Annotated in this window: 22 protein-coding genes; 10 read left to right on the top strand and 12 right to left on the bottom strand. The window is 71.7% G+C overall.

Features of this window, described 5'->3' with window-relative positions:
• From AC07EQ_RS24640 to AC07EQ_RS24655, 4 genes are all read left to right on the top strand, one after another.
• The gene (locus AC07EQ_RS24640) at positions 1-1,083 is read left to right on the top strand and encodes a sensor histidine kinase (RefSeq protein WP_478390255.1); all 1,083 of its coding nucleotides are present in this window, start codon (positions 1-3) and stop codon (positions 1,081-1,083) included.
• Positions 1,080-1,733, top strand: a complete 654-nt coding sequence (locus AC07EQ_RS24645) for a response regulator (RefSeq protein ID WP_478390256.1) — start codon at positions 1,080-1,082, stop codon at positions 1,731-1,733. The genes AC07EQ_RS24640 and AC07EQ_RS24645 overlap by 4 nt, the downstream gene beginning before the upstream one ends.
• Before the next feature lie 89 nt (positions 1,734-1,822).
• Positions 1,823-2,062, top strand: coding sequence for a DUF6364 family protein (locus AC07EQ_RS24650; RefSeq protein ID WP_478390257.1), 240 nt, complete (start codon positions 1,823-1,825; stop codon positions 2,060-2,062).
• Positions 2,059-2,481 carry a PIN domain-containing protein gene (locus AC07EQ_RS24655; protein ID WP_478390258.1) on the top strand — a complete coding sequence of 141 codons (423 nt, stop codon included), beginning with the start codon at positions 2,059-2,061 and terminating at the stop codon, positions 2,479-2,481. Before AC07EQ_RS24650 ends, AC07EQ_RS24655 begins: the two co-directional genes overlap by 4 nt.
• A gap of 53 nt (positions 2,482-2,534) precedes the next feature.
• Here the strand turns inward: AC07EQ_RS24655 and AC07EQ_RS24660 are convergent, their stop codons facing one another.
• The 7 genes from AC07EQ_RS24660 to AC07EQ_RS24690 all read right to left on the bottom strand — a co-directional run bounded on the left by AC07EQ_RS24660 (position 2,535) and on the right by AC07EQ_RS24690 (position 13,178).
• A complete protein-coding gene (locus AC07EQ_RS24660; RefSeq protein ID WP_478390259.1) occupies positions 2,535-5,912 on the bottom strand; it encodes a pyruvate carboxylase in 3,378 nt (1,125 codons plus the stop codon).
• Positions 5,913-6,319: 407 nt separating this feature from the next.
• On the bottom strand, positions 6,320-8,557 hold the full coding sequence (gene recG, locus AC07EQ_RS24665; RefSeq protein ID WP_478390260.1) for an ATP-dependent DNA helicase RecG: 2,238 nt from the start codon (positions 8,555-8,557) through the stop codon (positions 6,320-6,322).
• Positions 8,558-8,641: 84 nt separating this feature from the next.
• Entirely contained in the window at positions 8,642-9,103 is a 462-nt protein-coding gene (locus AC07EQ_RS24670; RefSeq protein WP_478390261.1) for a hypothetical protein, read from the bottom strand.
• Positions 9,104-9,202: 99 nt separating this feature from the next.
• Positions 9,203-10,087, bottom strand: a complete 885-nt coding sequence (locus tag AC07EQ_RS24675; protein WP_478390262.1) for a lysostaphin resistance A-like protein — start codon at positions 10,085-10,087, stop codon at positions 9,203-9,205.
• A gap of 11 nt (positions 10,088-10,098) precedes the next feature.
• Entirely contained in the window at positions 10,099-11,049 is a 951-nt protein-coding gene (locus AC07EQ_RS24680; protein WP_478390263.1) for a DUF1648 domain-containing protein, read from the bottom strand.
• A 50-nt stretch (positions 11,050-11,099) separates the two neighbouring features.
• Positions 11,100-11,438, bottom strand: a complete 339-nt coding sequence (locus tag AC07EQ_RS24685; protein ID WP_397529872.1) for a GntR family transcriptional regulator — start codon at positions 11,436-11,438, stop codon at positions 11,100-11,102.
• Between the two features lie 189 nt (positions 11,439-11,627).
• A complete protein-coding gene (locus AC07EQ_RS24690) occupies positions 11,628-13,178 on the bottom strand; it encodes a DAK2 domain-containing protein (RefSeq protein ID WP_478390264.1) in 1,551 nt (516 codons plus the stop codon).
• Between the two features lie 288 nt (positions 13,179-13,466).
• Here AC07EQ_RS24690 and rpmB point away from each other — a divergent pair, with 288 nt between their 5' ends.
• Positions 13,467-13,658 (top strand): 50S ribosomal protein L28, encoded by a 192-nt coding sequence (gene rpmB, locus AC07EQ_RS24695; RefSeq protein WP_093262649.1) that lies wholly within the window; start codon positions 13,467-13,469, stop codon positions 13,656-13,658.
• 59 nt (positions 13,659-13,717) lie between these two features.
• Here the strand turns inward: rpmB and AC07EQ_RS24700 are convergent, their stop codons facing one another.
• Positions 13,718-14,305, bottom strand: coding sequence for an Rv1733c family protein (locus AC07EQ_RS24700; protein WP_478390265.1), 588 nt, complete (start codon positions 14,303-14,305; stop codon positions 13,718-13,720).
• A gap of 181 nt (positions 14,306-14,486) precedes the next feature.
• Positions 14,487-15,161 carry a uracil-DNA glycosylase gene (locus AC07EQ_RS24705; RefSeq protein WP_478390266.1) on the bottom strand — a complete coding sequence of 225 codons (675 nt, stop codon included), beginning with the start codon at positions 15,159-15,161 and terminating at the stop codon, positions 14,487-14,489.
• A 368-nt stretch (positions 15,162-15,529) separates the two neighbouring features.
• Between AC07EQ_RS24705 and AC07EQ_RS24710 the strand changes: the two genes are divergently transcribed.
• On the top strand, positions 15,530-16,867 hold the full coding sequence (locus AC07EQ_RS24710; RefSeq protein WP_478390267.1) for an MFS transporter: 1,338 nt from the start codon (positions 15,530-15,532) through the stop codon (positions 16,865-16,867).
• An 82-nt stretch (positions 16,868-16,949) separates the two neighbouring features.
• On the opposite strand, the gene AC07EQ_RS24715 is transcribed toward AC07EQ_RS24710, so the two are convergent.
• A complete protein-coding gene (locus AC07EQ_RS24715) occupies positions 16,950-17,939 on the bottom strand; it encodes a thiamine-phosphate kinase (RefSeq protein WP_478390268.1) in 990 nt (329 codons plus the stop codon).
• Between the two features lie 73 nt (positions 17,940-18,012).
• Here AC07EQ_RS24715 and AC07EQ_RS24720 point away from each other — a divergent pair, with 73 nt between their 5' ends.
• Entirely contained in the window at positions 18,013-18,246 is a 234-nt protein-coding gene (locus tag AC07EQ_RS24720; RefSeq protein WP_452618736.1) for an Lrp/AsnC ligand binding domain-containing protein, read from the top strand.
• 213 nt (positions 18,247-18,459) lie between these two features.
• Positions 18,460-18,993 (top strand): DUF3515 domain-containing protein, encoded by a 534-nt coding sequence (locus tag AC07EQ_RS24725; protein WP_328592458.1) that lies wholly within the window; start codon positions 18,460-18,462, stop codon positions 18,991-18,993.
• 68 nt (positions 18,994-19,061) lie between these two features.
• Here the strand turns inward: AC07EQ_RS24725 and AC07EQ_RS24730 are convergent, their stop codons facing one another.
• A complete protein-coding gene (locus AC07EQ_RS24730) occupies positions 19,062-20,153 on the bottom strand; it encodes a D-alanine--D-alanine ligase family protein (RefSeq protein ID WP_478390269.1) in 1,092 nt (363 codons plus the stop codon).
• 96 nt (positions 20,154-20,249) lie between these two features.
• Entirely contained in the window at positions 20,250-21,662 is a 1,413-nt protein-coding gene (gene pdxR, locus AC07EQ_RS24735; protein ID WP_478390270.1) for a MocR-like pyridoxine biosynthesis transcription factor PdxR, read from the bottom strand.
• 60 nt (positions 21,663-21,722) lie between these two features.
• Here pdxR and AC07EQ_RS24740 point away from each other — a divergent pair, with 60 nt between their 5' ends.
• Both AC07EQ_RS24740 and AC07EQ_RS24745 read left to right on the top strand, forming a co-directional pair.
• Positions 21,723-22,385, top strand: a complete 663-nt coding sequence (locus tag AC07EQ_RS24740; protein WP_478390271.1) for a pyridoxamine 5'-phosphate oxidase family protein — start codon at positions 21,723-21,725, stop codon at positions 22,383-22,385.
• On the top strand, positions 22,382-22,807 hold the full coding sequence (locus AC07EQ_RS24745; protein ID WP_478390272.1) for a GNAT family N-acetyltransferase: 426 nt from the start codon (positions 22,382-22,384) through the stop codon (positions 22,805-22,807). Before AC07EQ_RS24740 ends, AC07EQ_RS24745 begins: the two co-directional genes overlap by 4 nt.
• Positions 22,808-22,828: the final 21 nt, after the last annotated feature.

A 22,828-nucleotide genomic window follows, 5' to 3' on the forward strand; every position in this document is an offset into this window, starting at 1 on the left:
ATGCGCTACGTGCGGGAACTCCTACTCATCGCGGGCGTTTCGGCCGCGCTGATGCTGGTGGCGTGCTTGGAGCGGCGGGCCCCCGTGGACCTGCCGCTGCTGGCCGCCTTCAGCATCGGCGTCTGCCTCCCGCTGCCGGCCCGGCGGGCGCTGCCGCTGACCGTCGCGGTGGTGTCCTCGGTGATCGCGCTGCTGGGCATGGCTTTCCTGCCGAACTGGCCCGGAATGCTCGTCGCGATGGGGGCGTTCTGCGCCGCCGTCTACCACCGGCCGCGAAACCCGTTGCTGGTGCTGGCGATCGCCACCTGCTGGTCGGTGGGCACGCTCCTGATCGCCGGCGGGCCGGTGCAGGTCTTCACCGCGACCGACCTGATCGTCATGGCCATCGCCCCGGTCGCCACGGGCTACGCGTTGCGGCTGCACCGCGAGCGGGCGGGCCAGGCGCTCCGGCTGCAGCGCGCCGAGTCGGACCGCTTGCTGGCCGAAGAACGGGCGTGGCTCACCAGGAACGTGCACGACAGCGTCGGCCACCACCTGACCGCGATCAGGTTGCAGGCCACCGCGACCCGCCGGGCGCTCGACGGGGCTTCGCCGGTCGCCGACCGAGCGCTGGGCACGATCTCGGAGCTCTCGCGGACCGCGCTCGGCGAGGTGCGGAACCTGCTGCGGGAATTGCGGGAGGAACCGGCCGGCGGTCAGCCGGGCCTGGCCGACCTGGACCGGCTCGCCGACCGGCTCTCCTCCCAGGAGCGCAAGGTCAGCCTGCACGGCACCGGGGTCGCGGCCGGGCTGCCGCCGGCCGTCGACCGGACCGCGTACCGGGTGGTGCAGGAGGCCCTGACGAACGCCGCGCGCCATTCCGGTGCGGCGGAAGTCGTCGTCCACCTGCGGCGGGACGAGCGGAGCCTGTGCATCGAGGTCACCGACGACGGACCGCCGACCGACGCGGGAGCCGAGGGCCAGGGCATCCGCGGCATGCGGGAACGCGTGCACCTGCTCGGCGGGACGCTGTCGGTGGGCCCGGCCGTTGCGGGCGGCTGGCGGGTCGCGGCGGAACTGCCCGTGGAGAGGACGGCCTGGTGACGATCCGGGTGCTGGTGGCCGACGACCAGGAGGCGGTGCGCGACGCGCTCCGCCTGGTCCTGGACGGCGAGCCGGACATCGAGGTCGTCGACGTGGCGGCCAACGGGGCCGAAGCGGTCCGGCTCGCGCAGTGGCGACGGCCCGACGTCGTGGTGATGGACCTGCGGATGCCGCACCTGGACGGGATCGCGGCGATCCGCCGCCTCATGGGCGCGCAACCCGCGCCGCGGGTGCTGGCGCTGACGACCTTCGACCTCGACGAATACCTCTTCGGCGCGCTGCAGGCGGGCGCGGCCGGTTTCCTGCTCAAGGACAACGAACCCGACGTGCTGGTGGCCGCGGTCCGCGAGCTGCACCAGGGCCGGGGGCTGGTCGACCCGCAGGTCACCGGGCGCCTGATCAGCCGCTTCGCGGCGCTCTCGCCGCACCCGGCGACCCCGGAGCTGGACCGCCTCACGCCCCGCGAGCACGACGTGCTGCGGCTGGTGGCGCGCGGGATGAGCAACGCCGAGATCGCCGCGGCCTGCACGATCGAAGAGGGCACGGTGAAGACCCACGTGAACCGGATCCTCGCGAAACTCGGCCTGCGAACCCGCGTGCACGCGGTGATCTACGCCTACGAACACGGCCTCGTCCCGCCCGGCCGGTGACCGTGCCACGACACTCGAACGGGCGCAAAACTGCACCTCAACTCGCCTTTCACGTCAAACTAACGTGGCGCACGTGATATCGTGTGGTCATGGGTAGCAGAAATGTGACAGTCCAGCTGGACGAAGCAGTAATTCGGCGCGCGAAAATCGCAGCAGCGCGAAGGCACACGTCGCTAAGCGGACTTCTGGCCCAGCAGATCACCAAGATCGCCGACTCCGATGAGCGCTACGAACGCGCCAAGCAAGAAGCCCTCGCACTCATGGACGAGGCCGCGCGGTCGACCGAAAGCGCACCATCATGGACCCGTGAGGAGCTTTACGACAGGTGACCGCTGAACTCACATTCATCGACACGAACATCCTGGTCTACGCCCACATCGTGCACGACGGCGACCTGCGCGCCAGCCAGTCGCGCCAACTGCTGAAAGAGCTCTGGGCAACGGAAACCGGGGTGTTGAGCACCCAGGTGCTCCAGGAGTTCTACTCCGTAGCCACCCGAAAGACGAAGCTGCCCCGCGAAACCGCCCGCCAGGTGGTGGCGAAGTACGCCGAGTGGGACCCGGTTCGCACCGACCCGCTGTTGATCGTCTTGGCCAGCAAGCTGGAAGAGGACCACACGGTCGCGTTCTACGACGCGCTCATCGTTGAAGCAGCGTTGCGATCGGGTGCGACGAAGCTGCTCACCGAGGACATGCAGCACGGTCGGCGCTTCGGGAATCTCCTGATCGAGAACCCGTTCCGCCCCTGACACGCCGAAAGCGGGCCGCCTCCTGGGGAAACGGCCCGCTTTCGTGGTTCCGGTCAGCCGAGTTCGATGATCAGGTCGCCGCCCTCGACCTGCTGGACCGCGCCGATCGCCAGGCGCTTCACCCGACCGCCCTGCGGGGCCGTGATCGCCGCCTCCATCTTCATCGCCTCGATGGTGGCGATCGTCTGGCCCGACTCCACCGCGTCGCCTTCGCCGACCGACAGCGTCACCACGCCCGCGAACGGCGCCGGCACGTGGCCGGGGTTGGACCGGTCGGCCTTCTCCGCGACCGGCAGGTTCGTGGCCACCGAGCGGTCGCGGACCTGGATCGGCCGCAGCTGCCCGTTCAGGATGGCCATCACGGTGCGGATGCCGCGCTCGTCGGGCTCGCTGATCGCTTCCAGGCCGATCAGCAGCCGCACGCCCGGCTCCAGGTCCACCGAGTACTCCTCCCCCGCGCGCAGCCCGTAGAAGAAGTCCTTGCTGCGCAGCAGGGAGGTGTCGCCGTACGCCTCGCGGTGCTCGGTGAACTCCTTGGTGGGCTTGGCGAACATCAGCCGGTTCAGGGTGCTCCGGCGGTCCGAGACGAGCCCCTCGCGGTCCTCATCGGACAGTTCCGCGAGCTTGCGCACCGCGGTGCGGCCCGCCAGCGCGCGGGTGCGGAACGGCTCCGGCCAGCCCGCCGGCGGCTCGCCGAGCTCGCCCTGCAGGAACCCGATCACCGAGTCCGGGATGTCGAACTTGCGCGGGTCGGCCTCGAAGTCGGCCGGGTCCACGCCGGCGCCCACCAGGTGCAGCGCCAGGTCGCCGACCACCTTCGACGAGGGGGTCACCTTGACCAGCCGGCCGAGGATCCGGTCGGCCGCGGCGTACATCGCCTCGATCTCCTCGAACTTGTCGCCCAGCCCGAGCGCGACCGCCTGGGTGCGCAGGTTCGACAGCTGGCCGCCGGGGATCTCGTGCTTGTACACGCGCCCGGTCGGCGACGCCAGGCCCGCCTCGAAGGGCTGGTAGACCTTGCGCACCGACTCCCAGTACGGCTCCAGGTCGCACACCGCCTGCAGGTCCAGCCCGGTCGCCTGCTCGGTGTAGTCGGTGGCGGCCACCACCGACGACAGCGCGGGCTGCGAGGTGGTGCCGGCCAGCGACGCCGTCGCGGCGTCCACCGCGTCCGCCCCGGCCTGGACGGCCGCCAGGTAGGTGGCCAGCTGACCGCCCGGCGTGTCGTGGGTGTGCACGTGGACCGGCAGGCCGAATTCCTTGCGCAGCGCGGAGATCAGCTTCGCCGCCGCCGGCGCGCGCAGCAGCCCGGCCATGTCCTTGACCGCCAGCACGTGTGCGCCGGCGTCGACGATCTGCTCGGCCAGCCGCAGGTAGTAGTCCAGCGTGTACAGCTTCTCGTCCGGGTTGGACAGATCGGCCGTGTAGCACAGCGCGACCTCGGCGACCGACTTCCCGGTGGCCCGCACCGCCTCGATGGCCGGGCGCATCTGCTCGACGTCGTTGAGGGCGTCGAAGATGCGGAAGATGTCGATGCCGGTGTCGGTGGCCTCCTGCACGAAGTGCTCGGTCACCTCGGTCGGGTAAGGCGTGTAGCCGACCGTGTTGCGGCCGCGCAGCAGCATCTGCAGGCAGATGTTGGGCACCGCCTCGCGCAGCTTCGCCAGCCGCTCCCACGGGTCCTCGGCGAGGAACCGCAGCGCCACGTCGTAGGTCGCGCCGCCCCAGCACTCCAGGGACAGCAGCTCCGGCGTCAGCCGCGCCACGTGCGGCGCGACCGCGAGCAGGTCGCGGGTGCGTACTCGGGTCGCCAGCAGCGACTGGTGGGCGTCCCGGAAGGTGGTGTCGGTGACGCCGACGGCCTTGGATTCCCGCAGCCAGCGGGCGAAACCCTCCGGGCCGAGCTCGGTGAGCCGCTGCTTGGAGCCGGCCGCCGGCGGCACCGACAGGTCGATCGCCGGCAGCTTGTGCACCGGGTCCGGGGTGGTCGGGCGCTCGCCGTTGGGCCGGTTGACGGTGACGTCGGCGAGGTAGTTCAGCAGCCGGGTGCCGCGGTCGGCCGAGTGGCGGGCGGTGAGCAGGTGCGGCCGCTCGCCGATGAACGACGTGGTGACCTTGCCCGCGGCGAAGTCCGGATCGTCCAGCACCGCCTGCAGGAACGGGATGTTCGTGGACACGCCGCGGATCCGGAACTCGGCGACCGCGCGGCGGGCGCGGGCGACGGCGGTGGCGAAGTCGCGGCCCCGGCAGGACAGCTTCACCAGCATCGAGTCGAAGTGCGCGCTGACGCTGGTGCCGGCGAACGCGGTGCCGCCGTCGAGCCGGATGCCCGCGCCGCCCGGCGAGCGGTAGGCGCTGATCATGCCGGTGTCCGGGCGGAACCCGTTGGCCGGGTCCTCGGTGGTGATGCGGCACTGCAGGGCCGCGCCGCGCAACCGGATCGCGTCCTGCGTCATGCCGAGGTCTTCGAGCGTCTCGCCGGCGGCGATGCGCAGCTGCGACTGCACCAGGTCGGCGTCGGTGACCTCCTCGGTGACCGTGTGCTCCACCTGGATGCGCGGGTTCATCTCGATGAACACGTGGCGGCCCTGCTCGTCGACCAGGAACTCCACGGTGCCCGCGTTGACGTAGCCGATCTTGCGGGCGAAGGCGACGGCGTCGGCACAGATCCGCTCCCGCAGCTTCGGGTCCAGGTTCGGCGCCGGGGCGATCTCGATGACCTTCTGGTGGCGGCGCTGCACGGAGCAGTCGCGCTCGTAGAGGTGGATCACGTTGCCCGCGGCGTCGGCGAGGATCTGCACCTCGATGTGCCGCGGGTTGATGACCGCCTGCTCCAGGAAGACCGTCGGGTCGCCGAAGGCCGATTCGGCCTCGCGCATCGCGGCTTCCAGCGCCTCGCGCAGCCCGGCGGGGTCGTCGACGCGGCGCATGCCGCGCCCGCCGCCACCGGCGACGGCCTTGACGAACACCGGGAACGTCATGCTCTCGGCGGCGGTGAGCAGCTCGCCGATCTCGCGGGACGGCGCCGAGGAGTCCAGCACCGGCACGCCGGCCTCGCGGGCGGCGGCGACCGCGGTCGCCTTGTTGCCGGTCATCTGCAGGATCTCGTGGCTGGGGCCGACGAAGGTGATCCCGGCTTCCCGGCAGGCGCGCGCCAGTTCGGGGTTCTCGGAGAGGAAGCCGTAGCCGGGGTAGACGGCGTCCGCGCCGGCCTCCCGCGCGGCCTTGACGATCTCCTCGACGGACAGGTAAGCGCGGACGGGATGCCCAGGCTCGCCGATCTCGTACGACTCATCGGCTTTCAGGCGGTGCAGCGAGTTGCGGTCTTCGTGAGGGAACACCGCGACCGTGCCCGCGCCTAGTTCGTACGCGGCGCGGAACGCGCGGATCGCAATCTCACCGCGATTCGCGACGAGGACCTTGCGGAACATGCCGGCTCCTCCTGGGCAGGTGTCGGTCGGTGTGAGCACCGTACCGCGAAAATTCCCCTAACCGGGAGAACCTCTCAAGTGATGGACACCTCGATACCTTTATGACCTGCCTAAATACCTGATCGATGCAAGGTCTAGACCAAAAGAAATAGGTGAAAATTTCGCTTGATTCGAATTTTCGATCTCTTACTGGAGCCCAGGCGTGGCGTCCGCTCGGGATCACCGCCCGATCGGCGGCTGCCGGCCCCAGAAGACCACAAGACCGTGGATGGCGCTGAGAAGCTCGAACGCTTCGCCCGACCTGGTACTGGCCGGGCGCTGGTCGCCCACTGCCGGACCTGACCCTCGCGGTCCCGCCGACGGGACTGCGCCACCCGTGAGTGTTCTGGGGTGCTACGGCACCCGATTCAGGATTTCTCCAGGTACTCCGCGCGTTCGGCGTCGACGACCTCCGCGACCATCCGGGCCAGGCCCGGGTGGTTCCGCAGCCGCGGGTCCTCGCCGACCACCCGGTCCGCCTCCTCCCGGGCCTGGGCGATCACGTCCTCGTCGCGCAGCAGCGACAGCATCTTCAGCCCCGACTTCCGGCCCGATTGCGCCGCGCCGAGGATGTCGCCCTCGCGGCGCAGTTCCAGGTCCAGGCGGGCCAGCTCGAAGCCGTCCGTGGTGGAGGCGACCGCGTCCAGCCGGTCCCGCGTCGTGGTACCCGCCATCGCCTCGCTGACCAGCAGGCACAGGCCCGGCGCGCTGCCCCGGCCGACGCGGCCGCGCAGCTGGTGCAGCTGGCTGACGCCGAACCGGTCGGCGTCCATGATCACCATGACGGTCGCGTTCGGGACGTTGACGCCGACCTCGATGACGGTGGTGGCGACCAGCACGTCGAGCTCGCCCGCGGCGAAGGCGCGCATCACCGCGTCCTTGTCATCGGCGGGCAGCCTGCCGTGCAGGATGCCCAGCCGCAGGCCCGCCAGCGGCCCGGCCGCGAGCTGCTCCGCGACGTCGAGCACCGCCAGCGGCGGCCGCCGCTCCTCGCCGTCCTCCGGCGGCGGCTCCTCGCCGCCGCCGTCGCTGTCGTCCACAGCGGACTTCGCCGCTTTCTTCTTGCCCTTGCCCGGGTTCTCCTCGTCGTCGCCGATCCGCGGGCACACCACGTAGACCTGGTGCCCGGCCGCGACCTCCTCGTGGATGCGCGCCCAGGCCCGGTCCAGCCAGGCCGGTTTCTCCGCCACCGGAACGACGCTCGTGCTGATCGGCGAGCGGCCGCGCGGAAGTTCCCGCAGCGCCGAGGTTTCCAGGTCGCCGTAGACCGTCATCGCCACCGTGCGCGGGATCGGCGTCGCGGTCATGACCAGCACGTGCGGCGACGCGTCGTCCCCGCCGCGCGCCCGCAGCGCATCGCGCTGCTCGACGCCGAAGCGGTGCTGCTCGTCCACCACGACCAGGCCGAGATCCGCGAACGACACCCGGTCCTGGATCAGCGCGTGCGTGCCGACGACGATCCCGGCTTCGCCGGAAGCCGCCTCCAGCAAGGCCTTCTTGCGCTGCGCCGCGTTCAGCGAGCCGGTCAGCAGCGTGACGCGGGTGGCGTTCTCCGCGCCACCGAGCTCGCCGGCCATCGCCAGGTCGCCGAGCAGTTCGCGCAGCGAGCGGGCGTGCTGCGCGGCGAGCACCTCGGTCGGCGCGAGCATCGCCGCCTGCCGGCCGGCGTCCACCACCTGCAGCATCGCGCGCAGCGCCACCACCGTCTTGCCGCTGCCGACCTCGCCCTGCACCAGGCGGTTCATCGGGTGCTCGGTGGTCAGGTCGGCGGCGATCTGCTCGCCGATCTCCTGCTGCCCCTTGGTCAGCTCGAACGGCATCCGCTGGTCGAACGCCGCCAGGACGCCGTCGTCGCGCATCCGGCACACCGGCGCCGGGTGCGACTTCGCCGCGCCGCGCAGCTGTGCGAGCGCCAGCTGCACCGCCAGCGCCTCGTCCCACTTCAGCCGGTCCTGCGCGGCCTGGACGTCGCCGAAGTTCTGCGGGCGGTGGATCTTGCGCAGCGCCGACTCGAGACCGGCCAGCCCCATCCGGTCGCGCAGCTCCTCCGGCAGCGGGTCTTCGGCGCCGTCCCAGACGTCCAGCACCTGGCCCACGCACCGCGCGAGGGACCACGACGGCAGGCCCTGCGCGGCCGGGTAGACCGGGAGCACAGCGGAGGCGAATTCCTCGGCCGCCGAACCGAGATCGGTCTTGTCCGCGTCGAAGAGCTGGTACTCGGGGTGCGCCAGCTGCAGCTGGTCGCGGAAGGCGGTGACCTTGCCCGCGAACATGCCGCGCCGCCCCGGCAGCAGCTCGCGCTCCCGCCACGCCTGGTTGAAGAACGTGCAGCTCAGCGAGCGGTGGCCGTCGGTGATCCGGGCCTCGACGATGGTGCCGCGGCGGGACTTCATGGTGCGCTTGCTGACCCGCTCGACCTGCGCGAGCACCGTGGCGTGCTCGCCGAGCTCCAGCCCGGCGATCGCGGTCAGCTCGCCGCGCTCGGCGTAGCGGCGCGGGTAGTGGCGCAGCAGATCCCCCACCGTGACGAGGCCCAGCGCCGAATCGAGCGCCTTGCCGGTCTTGGCGCCGAGCACCCGGTCGAGCTTCGCGTCCAATGTGGTCACTGCATGTCCTCCGCCGTGCGCATCGTCACCGGTCGTCCCGCCGGGCAGGCACTCGCAAGTTATCGGACGGCACCGACGAGTCGATCAGTCGGTGGCGGCGACCCGCGCGCTCTGGCTGCCCAGCCGCCAGCCGAGCCAGCCCGCGAGCGCACCGCCCAGCAGCAGCCAGCCCTGCGCGTGGAGATCGACGGTGTCCCGGAAGTCCGGGGCGTCCAGGTTGGTGAGCGTGGTCAGCACGACGGTGCCGAGCATCAGCGAGCCGAAGACGCCCAGCGCCGCCCCGGCCCAGGCCAGGCCGCGCCGTCGCAGCACCCCGCGGACCCCGAACACGCTCCACACCGCGGCGACCGCCAGCCACCAGACGAGCTTGTCGAGCACGAAGTCGCGCAACGAACTGGAACTCTTCGGCGCCCCCGACGACGTCCACTCGATCGCGATGGGCTCCGGCAACCGGGCGCGCAGCAGCAGCGGGACGGCGATCATCAGCAGCGCGATGAGCACGGTCCAGCCACCGACGAACCACAGATACCGGCTTCGGACACTCACTGGACGCTCCCGGGACAGTCGACGACCAGTAACGACAGTAGCGCCAGGCCGCCGCCACCGGTCGGCCCGGCCGGGCATCGCCGACCGGGCCGGGGCTGGTCAGGCGGCCGCGACCGGCTGCGGGGCCCGGTCCAGGCGCCACCGGCGCGTCACGAACAAGGCCAGCGCGGCCATCAGCACCCAGCCGACCAGGCCGGTGATCCCGGCGATGACCACGTTCGGCGGCTCGGCCGCGGAACCCAGGAGCATCGGCAGCCCGGCGGACGCGTTGAACGAGCCGTGGCACAGCACCGCGGGCCAGACGCTGCCCGAGTACAGCCGCAGCCAGCCCATCAGCACCCCGTAGATCACGCAGAACCCGGTGAACAGGACCGCCGCCCAGGGGCCGAGCTGCGGGTAGTTGTAGCCGAGCAGCGTCAGCGGTGCGTGCCAGACGCCCCAGATCAGGCCGGAGAGCAGCAGCGCGGGCCAGGTGCCGGACTCCACCAGCCGCGGCAGCAGCCAGCCCCGCCAGCCCCACTCCTCGCCGAAGGCCGGCACCGAGTTGATCAGCGGCGCGAACAGGACCATCGCCACCAGCTGGATCAGCACGATGGTCCCGACGCCGATCGGCGAGGCGCCGCCCATCGCCTCGCGCATCAGGCTGAAGTCGAAGTCCACCGCGAGGACCCCGACGGCCGCGCTCAGCGCGACGGCCGCCGCGCTGATCAGCGGTGGGCCGAGCCAGGCGGCCAGCAGCAGCACGACCGTGCGCCCCTTGCGCGGCCCGAACGTCAGGCCGGTCGCGCGGGCCCATTCGCGGGCCGGCACGCGGCGGTCCAGCAGCCGCACCGCGAGCACGCCCAGCGTCGGCGTGAACATCATGACTCCGGCGAGCCACTGGAAACCGCTGCCCAGGCCGCCCGCGAGCCACAGCGGCAGCGCCACCAGCCACGCGCCGCCCAGCGCCACCAGCAAGTACACCCACAGATCGCGACGTCCCACGTGGTCCCCCCTCACAGCGCCGAGCGTTCGGTGATGAGCGCGTTGACCAGTTCCGCGCCGCGTTCGGCGTGGTCGACGCTGATGTAGAAGTCGCGGCCGGAGGTCAGCCGCAGGACCAGGCATTCGCCGCCCCGCAGCATGATCGCGGTGCTGCTCGGCAGAACCCGGTAGCCCCAGCCGCCGACCTCCAGCGGCCGCCGGGTCTCGACCCGCGCACCGTCGATCTTCGCCAGCGGGATCAGCCGGGCGGGCCAGCGCTGCGGCCCGAACGCGACCCGGACCCCGCGCTCGTCGATTTGCACCCGCGCCGAGGACAGGGCCAGGCAGGCCGCGCCCGCCAGCAGCGGGGCCAGCACGATCGGCCAGGGCTGGAAGACCGCGGTCGCGGCCGCGGCCAGCAGCACGAGCCAGCCACCCGCGCGGAGCGCCGGGCTCGACACCGACGCCAGCCACACCGCCCGCCGGCCCGGCTTCAGCGCCAGCTCCGGTTCTTCGGCCGCGTCCTGCGCGGCCTCGTCCGGCCCCCGGTGGCAGGCGGACCAGCCGAGCCGGCCCGCGAGCGCCGCGATCAGCAGCACCGGGATCATCTGCCAGTTCACCGACCGGGCCTGCCGCCACTCGGCGACGTCGAGGTTCGCCCACACCGTCAGCGCCGCCAGGCCGATCATGAACAGCGCGCCGGCGGCGAGGACGGCGCCCGCGGCGGCCCGGGTGCGCCGCCGACGCCAGCCGCGCGCGACGTACCCGGCGACGGCCAACCCGAGCACCAACCAGCCGACCGGCACGAAGATCAGGAAACCCGCGACCGGCGTCGAGTCGTCCGGCGCGCCGGCGAAGCCCCAGTGCGACGCGATCGGATCGGGCAGCCGGTCGCGGAAGGCCCGGGTGCCGAAGTAGAGCATCGCCGCCACGGCCACGACCCAGAGGCCCGAGGCGGCCAGGAACCGGGTGCGGTAGGTCATTTCGCCTCCTGCGTCTGGTGGGCCACCCGACTCCGGCCCGGATGAATCCCTCATCTCTCCCCCTGCCTGATCCACTCGATGACGTCGTCCGGCCGATAGCCGTGGCGCTCGGCCTCGGCCAGCAGCTCGCCGACCTTCCGCTGCAGCGCGGCCTTCGCATCCGGGCGACGCAGCACCGTGACGCCGCGCCCGCGGCGGAACTCCAGCAGCCCCTCTTCTCGCAGCTCGCGCAGCGCGCGGAGCACGGTGTTGGGGTTGATCTGCAGCGCGACCGCCAGGTCCCGCGCGGGCGGCAGCCGATCGCCCGGCGCGACCTCGCCGTCGGTGATGGCGCGCCGGATGGCGTCGGCGGCCTGCTCGTGCAGGGGCCGCTGATCGTGCAAATCCAACGAAAGCAACATGGTGCTAATGACACTAGCACCATTGACTTCTTGCTTACCAGCAACCTCGCCGTTCGCGCAGGTCAGGACCCGTGCGTACTTCTTGTCGCTATGGCAGCAAGACGTGCACACGGGCCCTGAACAGGCAAAACGCGACCGCATCGGAGCGATGCGGTGCCGGCGAACGCGACGGAGGTGCTACTCGACGCCGATGAGGAGCAGTGCGTCGAGGTTCCCGCCCGGGTAGTGGGCGAACTCGACCTCGGGATGGGCGTGGCGGAGGTGCCCGGCCAGCGCGTCCGGCAGGCCGTCCGGGGCATCGGCCCGGACCAGCGCCGTGAGCAGCTCGCCACCGGTGGCGAGCATTCTGGTCGCCAGCTCGCGGGCCGCGGCGGGCACGTCGTCGCCGATGAGCACGACCTCGCCGTCGATCAGCCCGAGCACGTCGCCGGGCAGGCAGCGGCCGACCCAGGTCAGCGCCTCGGCATCGGCGATGCGCAGCTCGCCGCGCCGCGTCGCGGCCGCCGCCTCGGCCATCGCCACCTGGTCGGCGGCCCGGCGCCGGGTCGGATCGTGCACCGCGAGCGCGGCCAGCCCCTGCACCGGCGACGCCATCGGCACCACGACCACGTCCTGCCCCTCATCGATCGCGCCGACCCGCTCCACCACGGCGACCGTGGCCGCGTTGTTGGGCAGCACGACGACGTGCGCGGCACCGGTCGCGAGGAACGCCTCGCGGAGCCGCTCCTCGGTCAGCTCCGCGCCGCCGACAAGCACATCCGCGCCCTCGGCGGCGAACAGCTCCCCCAGGACGTCGTCGGTGACGCAGGCGAGCACGGCGACGTCCCGCGCGAACGCGGCCTGCTGGTCGGCGAACCGGGTGACCTTGATCTTGTGCACGCGCCCGGCCCCGATGCCCGACTCGATCGCCGCCCCGATGTCGTCGCAGTGCACGTGCACGGCCCAGGAATCCGCGCCGTCACCGACCACCGACACGCAGTCGCCGAGCGCGCACAACGCATCGCGCAGCACCGCGACCCGGTCCTGATCGGTGTCGGCGAGCAGGTACATGACCTCGTACTCGTGCTGCGACTCGTGCTCCAGCACACCCGAGTCACCCGGCACCGGCGCCTCCGGCGCGAGCCGCTCGCCATCGCGCACCACCGCGTGCAACGCGTCGAGCACGATCACCAGGCCCCGCCCGCCGGCATCGACGACGCCGGCGTCGGAGAGCACCGGGAGCTGGCCCGGAGTGGCAGCCAACGCGTCTACAGCGGCCCGGGTCGCGCGATGCACGACCACGTCGAGCTCGCCAGGGCTGGCCGCGAGCGCCGCGGCGCGCAACACCGACAGCACCGTGCCCTCGGTGGGCTCGGCGACGGCCTGCCTGGCCAGCTCGTCCGCGCGAGCCAACGCCACACCGAGCGCCCCGCCATCGGCTTCGGCGACGTCGCGCAACGACTCGGCGATACCGCGCAGGGCCTGCGAGAGCAGCACGCCGGAGTTCCCGCACGCGCCACCGAGCGCGCCCTTCGACAACGCGGCGAGCACGCCGCCGAGCGTGTCCGGCTCGACCGCGTCGAGCGCTTCCACCGCCGCGCGCATCGTATGCAGCAGGTTGGTGCCGGTGTCGCCATCGGCGACCGGGTAGACGTTGATCCGGTCGATCGCGTCGCGCTCGGCCGCCAGCCCGGCCAGCGCCAGGTCGGCCCACCGGCGGGCAGCCGCCGCAGTCAGCGTCCGCAACACCCGCGACCTCCCACGCAGCCACCTACGATCGGATTGTCCGAGAGTAGTCGCTGTCCGCGCCGGGTTCGGCGCGCATCGGCACTCGCCCCCACCACCGGGAGCGCCTCCGCCGGTGGGCTACACTGATCCGGTCCCAGGGTGGCGATGACCCCGGGCAACCGGGTTCTCCGGGCTGAGACCGCCGGTCACGGCGGTGGACAGTGAGCGCTCACGCGAGGCTGATGCGGCCGTGGTGCGCTTGCGGCTCTCATCGCTGTAACCGTCAAGCAAAGTTAAGGGGTGTCTGACGTGGCTGCCGTCTGCGACGTCTGCGGTAAGGGACCAGGCTTCGGCAACTCGGTCTCGCACTCCCACCGGAAGACCAAGCGCCGGTGGAACCCGAACATTCAGACCGTGCACGCCAAGATCGGCCTTTCGCAGCGCAAGCGCATGAACGTGTGCACCTCTTGCCTGAAGGCCGGCAAGGTCGTCCGCGGCTGAACTCGACTGCGCGCAAAACCCCGGGGCCCAGCGCCCCGGGGTTTTCTGCGTTCACGGCCTCACGAAGCGTGGTTGCGCCACTGGGGGCCTACCTTCTCCCACTCCGCGGCCCAGGCCGCGAGCCGCCTGCGGGTCACGATCAACCGGGCTCCCATCAGGGCGACCGTGGTGACCAGCGCAGATCCGAGCAGCACGCTCGCCCCGGCCATCCCTGCCGCCTGGGTCGCCTCGGCGCGGGTCAGCGGCGGCGAGGTCGGCCGGCCCTGCTGGTCCAGCCACACCGGGACGGTTCCGGCCGCCGGGGCGCGGGCCGGTAGCTCGATGACGGCGAAGCGCTCGTCCGGCGGCTGGCCCCAGCGCACCGCGACCGGCCGGTGCGCGTTCCCGGCGCCGGCGCCGAGCTCGGCGACGACCGTCGCCACCACCTGGTGCTTGGCCGTCTGCTCGCGATCCACGTCGGCGAGCCGGCCGCGCAGCTCGGACTGCGCGACGAACAGGGCCGCCACCACTGTGGCGACCGCGATCAGCGCGACCAGCAGCAGCGCGGCGGGCTCGAAGTAGTCGGTGCGCCGCCGCATCGGGTTCGCGCCCGGAAAAATCCTGCGGATCAGGCACCGCAGCTCGCTGCCGTTCCGGCCGGCTCTCATGACGAGCCTTCTTCCGCCCTGAACGCATCATCCGGCAAGGGCCAATGTACGACCGGGCGGAACCGAAATCCATACGCCGCGAACAGGCAAAACGCACCCGCGCCCGGGGCTTGCTCGGCGGCACCGGGTGGTCAGGCAAGCGGCCACCCGCACCGCTGAGCGGGGCGAGCAGAAACCCCTTCTACGGCAGCTTCCAGTCGACGGGCTCCATGCCCCGGCGTTCGAGGATCTCGTTCACCCGGCTGAACGGGCGGGAACCGAAGAAGCCGCGGTCGGCCGACATCGGGCTCGGGTGCGGCGATTCGACGCACTCCACGCCGGGCATCAGCGGGCGCAGGTCGCGGGCGTCGCGGCCCCAGAGGATCGCCACCAGCGGCTCCTCCCGCGCGGCCAGCGCGCGGATGGCCTGCGCGGTGATCTCCTCCCAGCCCTTGCCCCGGTGCGAACCGGGGTTGCGGGGCCGGACCGTCAGCGACCTGTTGAGCAGCAGCACCCCGCGCTCGGTCCACGGCGTGAGGTCGCCGCCGGAGGGCGTGGGGTGGCCGAGGTCCTCGGTGTACTCGCGGTAGATGTTGACCAGGCTGCGCGGCGGCGCGACGCCGGGCGCGACGGAGAAGCTGAGGCCGACCGCGTGCCCGGGCGTCGGGTACGGGTCCTGGCCCACGATCAGCACCCGCACGTCGTGGAACGGCTGCTGGAAGGCGCGGAGCACGTGCTCCGGGGCGGGCAGGTACGTCCGGCCCTCGGCTACCTCGGTGCGCAGGAACTCGCCCATCTTCTTGATCTGATCGGCGACCGGCTCCAGGGCTTGCGCCCACCCGGCCTCCACGAGCTCGTGCAACGGACGTGCGACCATGCGAGCACCCTAGCGAGCTACCAAGATCGCCCTCCGGACAGCCCCGAGATCGACTTCGAGCAGCCAATGTGTCACACGTCACACTCGATGGAAGTAACATGCCGAGCGATATGGCGCACACCCGTATCCGGCTGTCACACGAAAGCACCATTTCCGCTAGTCATCCGCCGAATTCGGCTGTCAAATCGGCGACGCTCCGACACAACGCGCGGACCGCTCGATCGGTGACCTTTTGCATATACGAAATAACATCGGAATAACGCAATCCACGTCTTTTGGTGGCCTCGTCAAGGCCGCTCGGCTAGGTTCACCGGAGTTCTGAAGACCGCAAGGGTGGATGGCATGACCCGGAGGTGGGCCGCAAACTCATGACTTCGCAGGAATCAGCCGAAACATCAGCCGAGCAGCGCTCGCTGCTCCGTCGCGCGGTCGGCGCAGCGGCAATCGGCAACTGCACGGAGTGGTACGACTTCGGCGTATATGCATATGTGGCCGCATACGTGGGCCACCAGTTCTTCCCCGGCCCGCTCGAGACCATCTCGGCCTTCGGTGTCTTCGCGATCTCCTTCCTGTTCCGGCCGCTGGGCAGCCTGTTCTTCGGCCCGCTGGGCGACCGGATCGGCAGGCAGAAGGTGCTGGCGCTGACGATCCTGCTGATGTCCGGATCGACGTTCGCGATCGGCCTGCTGCCGACTTACGAGGCCATCGGCGTCTTCGCCCCGATGCTCCTGCTGCTGTGCAGGTTGCTGCAGGGCTTCTCGACCGGCGGCGAATACGGCGGCGCGGCGACCTACATCGCCGAGTTCGCGCCGGACCGCCGCCGCGGCTTCTGGGGTAGCTGGCTGGAATTCGGCACGCTCGTCGGATTCGGATTCGGCGCGCTGGTGCCGACGATCCTGATCTTGAACCTGGACAGCGCCTCGATGGAAAGCTGGGGCTGGCGCATTCCGTTCCTGATCGCCGGTCCGCTCGGCGCCGTCGGCCTCTATCTGCGGAGCAAGCTGGAGGACACGCCGGCGTTCAAGCAGCTGGAAGCGACGCACCAGGTGGCCAAGTCGCCGCTGAAGGACCTGGTCAAGGAATGGTGGCGGCAGCTGCTGATCCTGATGGGCATCGTGGTGCTGATCAACATCGCCAACTACACGATCCTGACCTACATGGAGACGTACCTCAAGAACACGCTCCACGTGGAGGACGGTCAGGAGTCCCAGGTCCTGGTCCCGCTGTTGCTCACGGTGCTGTTCATGCTGGTGATCATCACCCCGGTGGGCGCGCTGTCGGACCGGATCGGCCGCAAGCCGCTGTTCCTGTCCGCGGCGATCTGCTTCATCGTGCTGCCGATCCCGGCGTTCATGCTGATCTCCCAGGGCACCGTGCTGACCACGATCCTGGGGCTGGGCCTGCTGGCGATCGGGCACGTGCAGCTGATCGGGCCGCTGGCGGCGACGCTGCCGGCGATGTTCCCGACGAAGGTCCGCTACGCGGCCTTCTGCATCGGGTACAACATCTCCACGGCGGCCTTCGGCGGGACCGCACCGCTGGTCAACGACGCCGTGGTCACCTCGACCGGCAACACCATGTTCCCGGCGTTCTACCTGATGGCCGCGGCCCTGGTGGCGCTGGTGCCGATCCTGCTGATGAAGGAGACGGCGAACAAGCCGCTGATGCAGGACGCGCCTGCCCCGGCGGGTTCCTCGGCGAGCTAGTCGCACCGAACGCGGAGAACCCCGATGCGCCAGTTGCGCATCGGGGTTCTCCGCGTTCGGGGGAGCACTCGGCGATCCCGCCTCAACGCCAGTGCTCCCAGCCCCCCGGGCCCTCGTACTCGCCGCCGTCCACCGTGACACCGGCGCCTTCGGAGACCACGCCGATCGCGCGCCAGCCCTCCGGCAACGGACGTCCCGGCGGGAACGTCGCGGCCAGCGCCTGGTCCTCGCCGCCGGTGAGCACCCAGTGCCGGGCGTCCGCGCCCAGCGCCGAGGCGACCTCGGTCAGCCGCTGCGGCACCTCGACCTGCTCGGTCCGGACGTCGATGGCCACCTGCGACGCCTCGGCGATGTGCGCGAGATCGGCCAGCAGCCCGTCCGAGGTGTCCACCATGGACGTCGCGCCCGCGACGGCCGCCTGCGGCCCCGCCGCGTACGGCGGCTCCGGCACGCGGTGCGCGCCGACGACCGCGACCGGCGAGCGGAAACCCCGCCCCAGCACGGCCAAACCGGCCGCCGACCAGCCCAGCCGCCCGGCCACCGCGACCACGTCCCCCGGCCGCGCGCCCGACCGCGTCACCGGCTCCCGGCCCTGCAGGTCGCCCAGCGCTGTGATCGAGATCGTCAGTGAGGTCGCCGACACCATGTCGCCGCCGACGATGCCGATGCCGACCCGCTGTGCTTCTTCCCACATGCCCGCGGACAGCTCGTCGGCCACGTTCGTCGGCAGGTCCGGGGAGCAGGCCAGGCCCACCAGCAGGCCGGTCGGCACCGCGCCCATCGCGGCGATGTCCGAGAGGTTCACGGCGACGGCCTTGCGGCCCACCTGCTCCGGCGTCGACCAGTCGAAACGGAAGTGCACCCCTTCGACCAGCACGTCGGTGGCGGCCACCACCCGGCCGTCCGGTGCCGCCAGGACCGCGGCGTCGTCGCCCGGCCCGATTAACGTGCCAGGAGACTGCGGCCGCCCGGCCGTTACCCGATCGATGAGGCCGAACTCACCCAACTGGGAAACGGTCTGTGCGTCCTGCGATGAATCAGGACCCAACTGGGACCTTCCTTCCTTGAGCATCCGCTCGGTCCGATGGGGTAGCTTTCTGCCAGTTTCCTACCCCGAGCACATCGGCCACACGAAGGGGCACGCCGTGGTTCAGGCATACATCCTCATCCAGACCGAAGTCGGCAAGGCCGCCGCGGTCGCCAGCGAGATCAAGGACTTCGCCGGCATCATCAGCGCCGAAGACGTCACCGGCCCGTACGACGTGATCGTGCGCGCCGAGGCCGAGAACGTCGACCTGCTCGGCAAGATGGTCGTGGCGAAGATCCAGAACGTCGAAGGCATCACCCGCACCCTGACCTGCCCCGTGGTGCACCTGTGACGATCCGTCACTGAACTGGTTCCGCGTCGCCGGAGATCTCCCGCATCGGCGCGAGCCACCCGGGCGGCGGCGCCGCTCGAAGAAAGCGCGGGTGGGCAGCCCGCACCAGAGTGGAGCACGGCCGGGCCGGTGACCGCACCCGGCGGCGGCCGTGCTGTAGTGGACGACGTGGTTCACCAATCAGCGCCCGGATTGCCCCGGCCGGTGTTGATCGTGGCGATCACGCTCGGCGCACTCCTCGCCCTGGCGGTCGCCGGCGTCGGCGCGTACGGCTGGTACGGCGAGCACCAGGCGCAGCAAGCCCAAGCGGAAGCGGAGGCGGCCCGGCGAAGCGGGCCGCTTCCGCTCGCGCCCGTCCCGGCGCCGAAGGCGTCGTCGCCGGAGTGCGCGGCGGTGCTCGAAGCGCTGCCGCGCGAGCTGGCCGTGGGCGACGCGCTCGTGCCGCGCCGCGCGCTGGCGGAGCCGGCGCCGGCGGGAACCGTCGCGTGGGGAGATGCGAAGCACGACCCGCTGACCGTGCGGTGCGGCATCGACGCCCCGCAGGAGCTGACGCCGACGGCGCAGCTGCTGGACGTCTCCGGCGTCAGCTGGCTGGAGATCAACCAGGGCGGCGACACCTCGTGGCTGGCGGTCGACCGCCCCGTGTACGTCGCGCTCACCGCCCCGGAGGGCACCGGGACCGGCCCCATCCAGGACCTCTCCGAGATCCTCCGCAACACCTTCCCCAAGCAGCCGGTCTTCCCGTAACCGGCACTGCACGAGCGAACGGCCCGTTCACCTCGCCTAGCGAAGTGAACGGGCCGTTCGCTCGCGGGTCAGCGGAGGCCGGTGCCCCGGGAGATCGCCGTTTCGACGAGGGTGGTCAGGAGGGTCCGGTAGTCGACGCCCGTGTCCGCCCACATCCGCGGGTACAGCGAGATCGCCGTGAAGCCCGGCATCGTGTTGACCTCGTTGACGATCAGCTCGCCGTCCTCGGCGAGGAAGAAGTCGACCCGCGCCAGGCCCTGGCAGTCCAGCGCGCGGAAGGCCCGCACCGCCGCGGCGCGCAGCTCCTCGATCGCGTCGTCGCCGATCTTGGCCGGGATGTCGAACTCGGTGACGTCGTCGAGGTACTTGGATTCGTAGTCGTACCAGTCGGATTCGCCGGTGACCCGCAGCTCGGCGGGCAGCGACGCCTCGATCCGGCCGTCCGGGAACTCCAGCACGCCGCACTCGATCTCGCGGCCCACCACCGCCGACTCGATGATCACCTTCGGGTCGGTGCGCCGCGCCTCCGCGATCGCCGCGTCCAGGTCCGCCCAGTCGGTGACCTTGGTGATGCCCAGCGACGATCCGGCCCGGGTCGGCTTGACGAACACCGGCAGCCCGAGCCGTTCGCGCTGCCGCTCGTCCAGCGTGGCCTGATCGCGGCGCAGCACCTCGAAGCGCCCCACACCCAGGCCCTCCGCGGCGAGCAGCTTCTTGGTGTACTCCTTGTCCATCGACACGGCGCTGGAAAGCACGCCCGCCCCGACGTAGGGCACGTCGGCCATCTCCAGCAGCCCCTGGATGGTGCCGTCCTCGCCGAACGCGCCGTGCAGCACCGGGAACACCACGTCGACCGACGACAACACCTCGCCGCCGCGGCCCGGCTCCAGCAGCACCAGCTCGCGGCGGGTGGGATCACCGGGCAGCGCGAGCGCGGTGCCCGGCGCGACCTCGGGAGCCTGGCGGTCCCGGATCTCCAACTGCTTCGGGTCGTCGGTGCCGAGCACCCAGGCGCCCTCTCGGGTGATGCCGACCGGCAGGATCTCGAAGCGGTCCTGGTCCAGGTGCGCGAGCACGCTACCGGCGGACACGCAGGAAATGCCGTGCTCGGTGCTGCGCCCGCCGAAGACGACGGCCACCCGGGTCTTGCGCTGTGTCATGCGCCGGACCATACCTGCCGTGCCGAAGGCCCGTTTCACAAAGGTTGACCGGCGCACAGCGGAACCGATCGGCTCCCCCGCCGCGAGCGAGCTGTTTCACGCGTTCCCGCACAGCCGGGCCAGAATCGGCAGCGCGCGTTCCAGTTCATCGCGCGAGCACGCGGCGTAGCCGAGCGCCAACCCGAACCACTGCTGCGGTCCGCAGTGGTGCCGCCGCAGCCCGTCGAGCACCAGTCCTTGCTCCGCAGCCATCGCGACCACGTGCTGTTCTGTCTCCGCGTCCGGCAGCGGCAGCACCACGTGCGCCCCGGCGCGGTCGCCGAACACCTCGACGCCTTCGGCGGCGAGCTTCTCCACCACGAACGCCCGGCGCTGCGACAGCTCCCGCCGCAGGCGTCGCAGGTGCCGTCCGAGGTCGCCGTGGCGGGCGAGCTCCACCAGCACGCGCTGCCCCGCCGGAGCCGGGCTGGTCCCGGTGCGATCGCGGTGCTGCAGCACGGAAGCCGCGACGTCGTCGGGCGCCAGCATCCAGCCCACGCCCAGGGTCGGGGTGAGGATCTTGCTCGTCGTGCCGAGGTGCACGACGACGTCCGGGGCCATCGACGCGAGCACCGGCAGCGGCGCCACGTCGTAGCGGAGCTCGCCGTCGTAGTCGTCCTCGATGATCAGCCAGCCCTCGGCGCGCGCCCGCTCCACCAGCGCGATCCGGCGCTCCGCGGGCAACCGGCCGCCGATCGGGTACTGGTGCGCAGGCGAGCAGTAGACCGCTCGCACGCCGCGCGGAATGGCATCGACCACGATGCCCGCGTGATCGACCGGTGCCGCCACCACCCGCACGCCCACCGACCGCAGCGCGCCCACCGCACGCTGATATCCGGGCTCCTCCACGGCGACCGCCGCGCCGCGGCGGAGCACCGAGCCGGCCAGCTCGACGACCGCCGCCGTGGTGCCGCCGGTGGCCAGCACGTTGTCCACCGTCAGCCCGCCGACGACCAGACCGCGGTGGCGCAGCAGGTGGTCGGCGATGGCTTCGCGGTATTCGATCGACCCGCCGCGATGCGGCTTCGAGTCGGGCGGGGTGTCCGCCGCCGCGCGCCAGGCCCGCCGCCACGCCGCCCGGTCGACTCCGCCCGCCCACGGCACGCCGGGCGTCAGCACCACCATCGGCTCGTCCGCCTGCCGCGCACCGCGGCCGGCGCCGGCGGGGGCCCCGGTCCGCGATCCGGGCGGGCTGGTCGTGACGTAGGTGCCCGAGCCGTGCCGTCCGGCGATCCAGCCCTCGGCGTGCAGCTGCTCGTACGCCGCGGCGGTCACCGTGCGGCTCACTTCGAGGTGCCGCGCGAGCGCGCGCGTGGACGGCAGGCGGTCGCCGCCGCGGAGCTGGCCGAGGGTGGCGGCGTGCCGCAACGCGTCGGCGAGCTGAACGGCGAGCGGACGCGGATCGTCGCGGCGCAGGTCGATGGCCAGCTCCAGCAGCGGGGAGCTGGCTGCGGGCACGGAATGTGGCATTTCGAAATTCTCCCTGATTGGCACTTCGATAATGCCACTTGCTGAAAGATCCTGTTCCTCGTGACCCGACAGCTCTCCACCACAGAACGGACCACCATCCGCCGCGGCAGCGACCGGGCCCGCACCGAGCGCAGCGACCTGCACGCCGCCCTGGACGCCGGCCTGATCTGCCACCTCGGCCTGCTGGTCGACGGCTCGCCCCGGGTCGTGCCCACAGGCTACGGACGCAGCGACGACACGCTCTACGTGCACGGCTCGACCGGCGCGCGCAGCCTGCGGGAAGCCGCCGAGGGCGTCGAGGTGTGCGTCACGGTGACCCACCTCGACGGGATCGTCTACGCGCGCTCGCTGTTCCACCACTCCGTGAACTTCCGCTCCGCGATGATCCACGGGCGCGCCCGGAACGTCGTCGACGACGACGAGAAGCTGCGGGCGCTGCGGGTGATCACCGAACAGCTCGCGCCCGGTTCGTGGGACCACGCGCGGCAGCCGAACAAGCGGGAACTGGCCGCGACGGCGGTCCTGGCCGTCGACCTCGCCGAAGCCGCGGTGAAGGTCCGCAGCGGCGGCCCCAGCGACGACACCGAGGACGTCGAGGCGGGCAAGGCGTGGGCCGGGGTGCTGCCGCTGCGCATGCACTGGGGCGCGCCGGAATCCGCGCCGGACCTGCCTGCGGGGTTCGAGGTGCCGCGGCACGTCGGCGAGCGGCAGTACCGGCCATGAGCGTCGTGGAGCTGGAAGACGTCGCGCCCGCCTACCCGGTGCTCCGCGAGCTGCGGCCGGATCTGGCTTCGAGGGAGGAGTTCCGCGCGCAGGCGGAGCAGCAGCGGGCGGCGGGTTACCGGCTGATCGCGTCGCTCGACGGCGACGGCGGGGTCGCCGCCGTCGCCGGGTTCCGCACCGGGCGGTCGTTCGCGTGGGGCCACTACCTGTACGTCGACGACCTCGTCACCCTGCCGGCGGCCCGGCAGCAGGGGCATGCGAAGGCGCTGCTCGACTGGATCGACGCGGAGGCCCGCAGGCTCGGAATCGGGGAAATCCACCTGGATTCGGGCACGCACCGCCACGACGCGCACCGCCGCTACCTCGGGACGGGGTTCGGGATCACGTCCTTCCACTTCTCGAAACCCGCGCCCGGGGCCTGACACCGCGGCCGGGTCGATTGT

The sequence above is a fragment of the Saccharopolyspora sp. NPDC045839 genome, from assembly GCF_056431645.1.